This window comes from Haladaptatus sp., assembly GCF_049589095.1.
GTDB lineage: Archaea > Halobacteriota > Halobacteria > Halobacteriales > Haladaptataceae > Haladaptatus.
The window spans coordinates 1-7,551 of the sequence record NZ_JBAWAC010000600.1 but is presented as its reverse complement, the minus strand read 5'-3'; the positions used below and the strand labels follow the sequence as shown (position 1 = coordinate 7,551).

The 7,551-nt window shown below is 63.4% G+C and carries 9 protein-coding genes; 3 read left to right on the top strand and 6 right to left on the bottom strand.

Annotation, left to right across the window (positions count from 1 at the left end; all coding sequences use genetic code 11):
• Positions 1-388: luciferase family protein (locus WBV42_RS18845; protein WP_423987397.1), on the top strand; the 388-nt coding region annotated here is incomplete at its 5' end.
• Positions 389-398: 10 nt separating this feature from the next.
• Here WBV42_RS18845 and WBV42_RS18840 read toward each other — a convergent pair.
• A complete protein-coding gene (locus tag WBV42_RS18840; RefSeq protein WP_423987396.1) occupies positions 399-629 on the bottom strand; it encodes a hypothetical protein in 231 nt (76 codons plus the stop codon).
• Between the two features lie 245 nt (positions 630-874).
• Positions 875-1,861, bottom strand: coding sequence for a DMT family transporter (locus tag WBV42_RS18835; protein WP_423987395.1), 987 nt, complete (start codon positions 1,859-1,861; stop codon positions 875-877).
• A 160-nt stretch (positions 1,862-2,021) separates the two neighbouring features.
• Between WBV42_RS18835 and WBV42_RS18830 the strand changes: the two genes are divergently transcribed.
• A complete protein-coding gene (locus tag WBV42_RS18830) occupies positions 2,022-3,713 on the top strand; it encodes a thiamine pyrophosphate-binding protein (RefSeq protein WP_423987394.1) in 1,692 nt (563 codons plus the stop codon).
• Here WBV42_RS18830 and WBV42_RS18825 read toward each other — a convergent pair.
• A complete protein-coding gene (locus WBV42_RS18825; protein ID WP_423987393.1) occupies positions 3,704-4,363 on the bottom strand; it encodes a class I SAM-dependent methyltransferase in 660 nt (219 codons plus the stop codon). The two genes, WBV42_RS18830 and WBV42_RS18825, sit on opposite strands and share 10 nt — an antisense overlap.
• Positions 4,364-4,498: 135 nt before the next feature.
• Between WBV42_RS18825 and WBV42_RS18820 the strand changes: the two genes are divergently transcribed.
• On the top strand, positions 4,499-4,771 hold the full coding sequence (locus WBV42_RS18820) for a hypothetical protein (protein WP_423987392.1): 273 nt from the start codon (positions 4,499-4,501) through the stop codon (positions 4,769-4,771).
• 1 nt (position 4,772) lies between these two features.
• On the opposite strand, the gene WBV42_RS18815 is transcribed toward WBV42_RS18820, so the two are convergent.
• The 3 genes from WBV42_RS18815 to WBV42_RS18805 are packed head-to-tail and all read right to left on the bottom strand — an operon-like array spanning position 4,773 to position 7,522.
• Complete coding sequence (locus tag WBV42_RS18815) at positions 4,773-6,182, bottom strand: FAD-binding oxidoreductase (protein WP_423987391.1); 1,410 nt, start codon at positions 6,180-6,182, stop codon at positions 4,773-4,775.
• Between the two features lie 48 nt (positions 6,183-6,230).
• The gene (locus WBV42_RS18810; protein WP_423987390.1) at positions 6,231-6,809 is read right to left on the bottom strand and encodes a maltose acetyltransferase domain-containing protein; all 579 of its coding nucleotides are present in this window, start codon (positions 6,807-6,809) and stop codon (positions 6,231-6,233) included.
• Positions 6,810-6,820: 11 nt separating this feature from the next.
• A complete protein-coding gene (locus WBV42_RS18805; protein ID WP_423987398.1) occupies positions 6,821-7,522 on the bottom strand; it encodes a 6-hydroxymethylpterin diphosphokinase MptE-like protein in 702 nt (233 codons plus the stop codon).
• Between the last annotated feature and the right edge of the window lie 29 nt (positions 7,523-7,551).

Sequence of the window (7,551 nt, the reverse complement as noted above, 5' to 3'; positions counted from 1 at the left end):
GGTATCGGAATGGGACGGCGTGGAGGTCGGTGAACACAGATTCGGGGGCACGGAGTTCATCCTCGGGGAGCGGGAACTCGGCCACGTCCACCAGTGGGGTATCCTCGACATCGCGTTTCCGCGTCGGGTCCGCGACGAACTCGTCGCGGAAGGGCGAACCGAACCGCATCACATCTACCCGAAATCCGGGTGGACCACGTTCCACGTCGAGGGTCCGGACGACGTGGAGCGTGCGCTCTGGCTGTTGCGGCTCTCGTACCTCTTTCACGCCAGCGCGATGGCGAACACGGCGGACAGGGCGGACGGGGACGACACGCTTTCGACCCTCGACGTGGACTCGGAGCTTTCCACCCTCGGACCGAGCGACGAACTGCGGGCGCTCCTCTGAGCGTCAGTTTCTAACTCCCCGCCCAATCCGTCGCCCGCTCGACGGCGTCCGCACGTGAATCGGTCTCGGCGATAGTCTCCCACTCGTCTTCTTCCACGTCGTAGACGTAAACCGCGTAGCCCTCGTCTCGGTAGGTCAGATTTTCGACGTACAACTCCTCGGTACCGTCGTCGCGCAACCAGATCCGGATCTGTTTGCCACCCTCCAAATCCTCCCGCCGCCGCCATCCTTCTATCGGCACTACGGCGACCTCCTGATGGTGCTGTTGTCTCGCTCGTACTCGGGACGAATCATCGTAGAATTCGCCACGACGGGTTCGCACTTGTACGTTCGGGCGAGAAGGAGCGAATCCGATTTTATTTTCCTGTGATTGGGACCACTGCGACGATGATTTTGAAAACCCCTTTCGCGCTCACTACGAACGGTTCTATTTGGTTTTTCAGAGACGACCGCCGAACCCCAACATACCGCAACCGCACCGCCCTACTACCCGCGATAATAGACGTTCCCGGAGACGACGACGGTTTCCGAGCCTCCCTGGGGAACCCGTCTGGACGGCCGCTGGGCGGCGATGACGCCGCGTTTGAGCGTCGCCCACTTCAGCAGGACGAACCCGGCGACGATGACGAGGAAGCCCGAAACCGTCGCGTCGGTGATGGATTCGCCGAGGAGTGCCCATCCGAACAGGGTGGCGGCCACCGGAACGACGTAGTTCACGAGATTGACCTCGTTCGCGCCGACTCGCTCCAGCAGGTCGAAGTAAATGACGTACCCGCCGATGCTGGCGACGAACGCGAGGTACACGAGCGAAACGAGCGCCGGGCGGGTGAACGAGACGGACGGCCACCCGCGGATGGCGGCGCTCGTCGCGTGGAGGACGAGCGCGCCGACGACCATCATCCACGCCTGCTGGGTCAACGCCGGGAGCGTCGTCCGCAATCGCTGGGTCACCACCGACGCGAACGCGAAGACGAGGGCCGCGACGAGCAGCAGCGCGATGCCGACCGTCGAACCGCCGAGCGACGTGGGGTCGGCGACGACGACCACGCCGACCAGCGCGAGCAGGACGCCGACGACTTCGAGTGCGTTGAACCGTTCGTTCGGCAGGAGCGCCAATGCGAACAGCGGCGTAACGACGGGTTTCAGGCTCAGGATGACCGCACCCACGCCGCTCGTGACGTACTGCTGGCCGGTGAAGAGGAGCGCGAGATAAGCCCCGAACATGAACGTCCCGCCGATGCCGACGAGCGTCCAGTCGGTTCGTGTCGTCGGTCGCCACTGGAAGTCGTCGTTTCGCAGGCCGAGGCCGACGACGACGGTCAGCAGGGCCGCACCGGCGACGTCGTACCGGAACGCCGCGAAGAGGACGGGCGGGAACGCGTGCAAGCCAGCCTTGATGGCGACGAACGACGACCCCCAGATCACCGCGAGCAGAGCGAACAGTATCGAATTTCGATATCGTGACGGAATCATGCGAGATGGAACACCTGTAGTCAGTTGGTGGCGCTGGTAGTATGCGGGGACACTTGAAAATTCTCGAAGACACGATACCACGGTACACGCCCTCACGGGGCAGTTTCGGACCGTTATGTTCCCCCGGAAATCCTTTGGGGGTTCACGACCAGTCATCGGCATGGCAGACACACGGACGGGCGCGGCGTTGTTCACCGACGCGCTCGAAGCCTACGGCGTTCGACACGTGTTCGGCAACCCCGGAACGACCGAACTCCCGGTCATGGAAGCGCTGGGCGAGAGCGAACTGGAGTACGTCCTCGCGCCGCACGAGGACATCGCGGTGGGGATGGCCGCGGGATACGCGAGCACGAAGAACTATCGAGGTACCGAAGACGACAGTCCGGTCGGCGTCGTCAACCTGCACGTCGCGCCGGGCGTCGCCCACGGACTGGGCAACCTCTACGGCGCGTCGGTGACGGGCGCGCCGCTCGTCGTCACGGCCGGGGCACACAGCCTCGATTTCCGCCACGAGGAACCAATCCTCTCGGGCGACGTGCTCGCCATGACCGACCAGTTCACGAAGTGGAGCGCGGAGGTAACGGACGTGGAAGCCCTCCCAACCATGCTCCGGCGGGCGTTCCGCGTGGCCCAGACGCCGCCGACGGGTCCGGTCTTCCTCTCGCTCCCGCTCGACGTGATGATGGCCGAGACCGACGCCGAACCCGAACGATTAGGCCGGATTCAGAATCCCGGTACCGGCGACCCGGCCGCAATCGCGCGAGCCGCGACGTTGCTCGAAGACGCCGAGGACCCCGTCATCGTCGTCGGCGACCACATCCCTCGACACAATGCGTACTCCGAGGTCGACTCGCTCGACGCGGCGGTCCGGTTGGCGGAAGCGACCGGCGCGCGGGTTCACGCCGAAATATTGGCCTGTGAAGTGAACTTCCCCGGCACGCACGACCAGTGGGTGTCCCACATCCCGCCGGACGAGGGTATCGCCGCCGCGACGATGAACGCCGACACAGTCGTGTTCGCGGGGTGTTCGACCAATACTACCTTGACGCGCCACGACCGTGACCTCGTCCCCGAGGACGCGACCATCATCGACCTGAACGACGAACCGTGGCAAGTCGGCAAGAACACGCCCGCCGACATCGCCGTGACGGGTGATCTGGGACACGTGATGGACGGACTTGCCGAGGAAGTCGAAATAGGGGACGACGAACTCACGGGACGGTTGGAACGCGTCGCGCAGTTCAAGGAGTTCGCGAAAGGGCAGATGGCGTCGATGGGCGAGGGCGACGATACCGACGACCCACGTGCCTCGAAAGCCAAACTCGTCGATACCCTTCGGGAGACCCTTTCTTCCCCGTACATCGTGGACGAGGGCGTCACGTCGAAGTACGTCATGCTCCTTCGCTGGGCGTTCGAGCGGGAAGCCTACATCTCGAACAAGGGCGGCGGTCTCGGCTACGGCCTCCCCGCCGCTATCGGGGCCGCGATGGCGGAAGCCGAGCGGAACGACCCGCGGCAGGTCGTCGGCTTCGTCGGCGACGGGTCGTATCTGTACTACCCACATTCGCTCTACTCGGCGGTGCGATACGACGTGGACGTGACCGTCGTCGTCTCTGACAACCGCAACTACCGCATCCTGAAGGACAACACGCTGAAACTGCTCGGCGGCGAGGACGCCGACCACGAGTACGTCGGCATGGATTTCGAACCGCCGGTCGATATCCCGAAGAACGCGGAGAGCCACGGTGCGAGCGGTTATCTCGTCGAGTCACCCGATACGATAGCGGAGACGTTGGAAACGGCGTTGGCCGAGGACGGACCGAGCGTCGTGGACGTGCTGGTTCACGACTGAATGATCGCGTCGTCCCCGCCGTCGAGGTGGAATTCCCGAAACACGTCCCGATCGGTCTGTTCGGAGAAAACCTCGGTAAATCCTCGATCGGTGAACACCCGATTCCAGTTCCTGAAGTAGAGCGGGAACTCGTCGTGGACGTAGTTCACGGGGGTTTCAGACGACCCGTCGTCTCCTTCTCCCCCGTTCTCATCGGCTCTTCGCTCGTTTTCCACGGTGATGAGGCGGTTGGCGGTGATTCGTTCCAGTTCCCCGAACACTCCCCCGTCGGGGTGGACGTGCTGGAGAGTCTCGACGGAGAACACGACGTCGAACTGATCGTCGTCGAACTCGGTGATGGTGTTCTCGATGGCGTCGATGTAGAACGTTCCGTCCGCGGCGAGTTCGGGATAATTTTCCTCCATCACCGAAAGCGCCTCGCCGTTTATTTCGATGCCGTGAAGGTCCTCGTATCCCCCGTCGTGAAGGTGCGCGAGGTGCCGTCCCGAACTGCACCCGAGTTCGAGGATGGCCGCGTCCGATTCGATAACAGAGTCGAGACGAGCGCGGAGCAACTCGCTCGTCTCGTTCGGCCCGTAGTAGGCGTAGTAGTCCGGCGAATACTCTCCCGACCGTTCTTCCCACTGTTGGCGGACGCTGTTGGGATCCATTCACGGTTCTACGAACCCCATACGTAAAACGTCGGTTATACGTAAAACGTCGGTTGCCTCCCTCCCGACGATATAAAATTTCCGTGATAGTCCGATGTCGATATCGTTTTATCACCTTATATCGTTCCCATTGGCATGGATTTGCGTGGGGAATGGCAGAACGGCACACGTGCGTCCGAAGCGAACCGCCCTCCGACCGGTCCCCGTGGCACCCCGATCAGCTGGCAGCTAGGCGACCAGCTTTCGAACTGCGACGACGTTTCGCGGGTGACCGAAACCACCGACGCGGGACGACGGAAGACGGTGTACGACCTCACCGAGGAGACGTACCTCGTGCGGATGCGAACGCCCGTCGGTCGTGAACGCTATCGAGAAGTGCCGAAACGCGACTTCGCCGACGATTTCTGACTCAGTTTCCGACCCGACCACCATCGACCGTCTCGGGAAACATCTTGCCGGGATTGAGCGTGTCGTTCGGATCGAGTGCGCGCTTTATCCGGCGCATGGCGTCGATGCTCGCCGCACCGTGTTCGAGTTCGAGGTATTCGCGTTTTCCCCGTCCGATGCCGTGTTCGCCGGTGCAGGTTCCACCCCACTCGATGGCCGTGTGGACGATTTCGGTTTGGGCCTCCTTCGCGCGTTCGACGTGCTCGTCGTCCGATTCGTCCACCAGCACGGTGTAATGGAGGTTGCCGTCCCCGGCGTGGCCGAAGCAGGGAATCAGCAGGTCGTGCTCGTCGGCGAGTTGCCGAACGAGCCGAACCATGTCGGGGTATCTGCTGATCGGGACGGTCACGTCGCCCAGATGGAGCGGCGAGAGGTCGAGGTCGTAGGCCTCGACCGCGAAGGCCATCTCCCGCCGGATCTGCCACAGATCGCTCATCTCTTCCCCCTCGGCAATCTCGAACTGGGAGACGTCGTGTGCCTCGAACACCGACCGACAGAACTCGATCTCGTCCTCGATGCCGTGGTTCGCGTGGAACTCCACGAACACCATCGGCACGTCGGGGAGCGACGACCCGGTGTAGGCGTTCGCCATCGTCGCGCTCGTCTCGTCCACGAGTTCTATCTTCGCCACGTCCACGCCCGACCGAACCGCGTCGGAAATCGCGTCCACGGCGTCCGAGAGCGAATCGAAGACGGCACGTCCCCCGCGAATCTGTTGTGGTCGTCCCGCGAGTTCGAGGGTCGCACGGGTGACGACGGCCAACGTCCCCTCACAGCCGACGATGAGGTCCTTGAGGTTGTAGCCGCTGGACGTTTTGACCGCCTTGCTCCCCGCGGTGATGACGGATCCGTCCGCGAGGACGGCTTCGAGTTCGAGCACCCAGTCGTGGACCTCGCCGTACTTCACCGTCTTCATCCCGCTCGCGTCGTTGGCGATCATCCCTCCGATCGTCGAGATGTCGCCCGACGACGGCAACGGTGGGAAGAACAGCCCATCTCCGGCGACGGTTTCGTCCACCTCCTTCCCGAAGATTCCCGGTTCGACGTCGATCTGGAAGTCGTCCGGACGAACGTCGAGCACCGAATCCATCCGAGTCATGTCGAGGCTGACCCCGCCACGGGTCGGTGTCGCGTTCCCTTCCAGTCCGGTTCCGGCGGCGAAGGGCGTCACCGGAACGCCCCGCTCGTCCGCCGCCGCGAGCACCGTCGATACCTCCTCGGTCGATTCCGGCCAGACGACCGCGTCCGGTTCTACCTCCTCGGCTTCCAACGTTCCGAAATCCCCCGCGTGCCCGGCGCGATGCGAGTCGCCGAAGGAAAATCGGTCGTCGGGAAGCGGCAGGTCGCGGAGGAACGAACAATCGTGCGCCATACGATAGCACTCGGCGTGCGATGAAATAAAGCTGTTCGGGCGGCTTCCTTACCCGTCCGATTCACGATCACCATCCAGTTCCTTGACGACCGTCGCCGGATTGCCACCGATCACGACGGCGTCCGGAACGTCGGCGGTGACGACCACTCCGGAGGCGACGACGGTGTCGTCGCCGATTTCGACGCCCGGATTGATGACCGCCCTCCCGCCGACCCAGACGTTGTCCCCTATCGTCACCGGCTTTCCGTACTCCGGTCCCTCGACACGGGTTTCCGCGTCGAGGGGGTGCGTCACCGTGTAGATGTGGACGCCCGGTCCGAGCCAGACGTTGTCCCCCATCTCGACCCGACAGACGTCCAGAATCACACAGTCGAAGTTCGCGTAGAAGCCGTCGCCGACGTGGATGTTCGAGCCGTAGTCACACCGAAACGGCGGTTCGACGTGTGGGGAATCACCGAGTGAGCCGAACAGTTCCCGGAGCAATGACACCCGTTCCTTCACCTCCGTTACCTCCGTCGTGTTGACCCGTTGCGTGAGTTGCCTCGCCCGCTGTCGCCCCTCGACGAGTTCGGAATCCGATGGGTCGTACAGCTCGCCCGCCAGCATCTTTTCCTTCTCGGAGACCATCGTGTGGCGGTTTACGTCCCCGATTCAAATAGGCCGGTGTCGAAATCGATTTCCGTCCGTCGGTCATCCAAAACCGAAAACCGCTCGTCGCGCCGCCGTTCCAACCAGTACAGCAACCGCTCGGCCCAGTCGAGCTTCTTCCGTTTCATCGGGTTCACGGTAGCGTCGTCGAAATCCCACCCGAGAAAGACGATTTCAGCCGCGCCGAACTCGTCGGCGAGGAACGCCGCCCTGTCGCCGTCCGTGAACCCGCCGAAGTTCTCGACCGGTCCGTGCGGTTCCGCCTGCGTCGTGGCGAGGACGTTCTCCGGGTCGAACGTCGGGACGTACTCGCGTATCGCCGGGATGTTGTCCCCGTGTGCGTGCGCCGCGACCGGAATCCCCGATTCGCTCAACTCCCGCGCCGTCTCCGGATTTTTGTCGAGGTCTGTCACCATGCAGTCCACGTCGATACCCGCATCGAGGAGCACGTCGGCGGCCGTCGAGGCCGCGACGACGCACTCCGCTCCTCGTGCCGTGTCGAGTTCGTCGGCCAGCGAGGGGGCCGCTCCCGCGATTGCGACGGTGCTCCCGGTGATCCGGTCGAGTTTCTCGCGGTCGAACGGAACCGCTAGTTCGGCGAGGACGTCGCGGGCGCGTTCGTCGTCCGCTCGGGGGAAACCGAAATCCGCGAGAATCGCGCGGTAGACGGGGTCCCACTCGTCGAACTTCATTGCCGTTCGCGGCCGAACGCGTGGCCGAT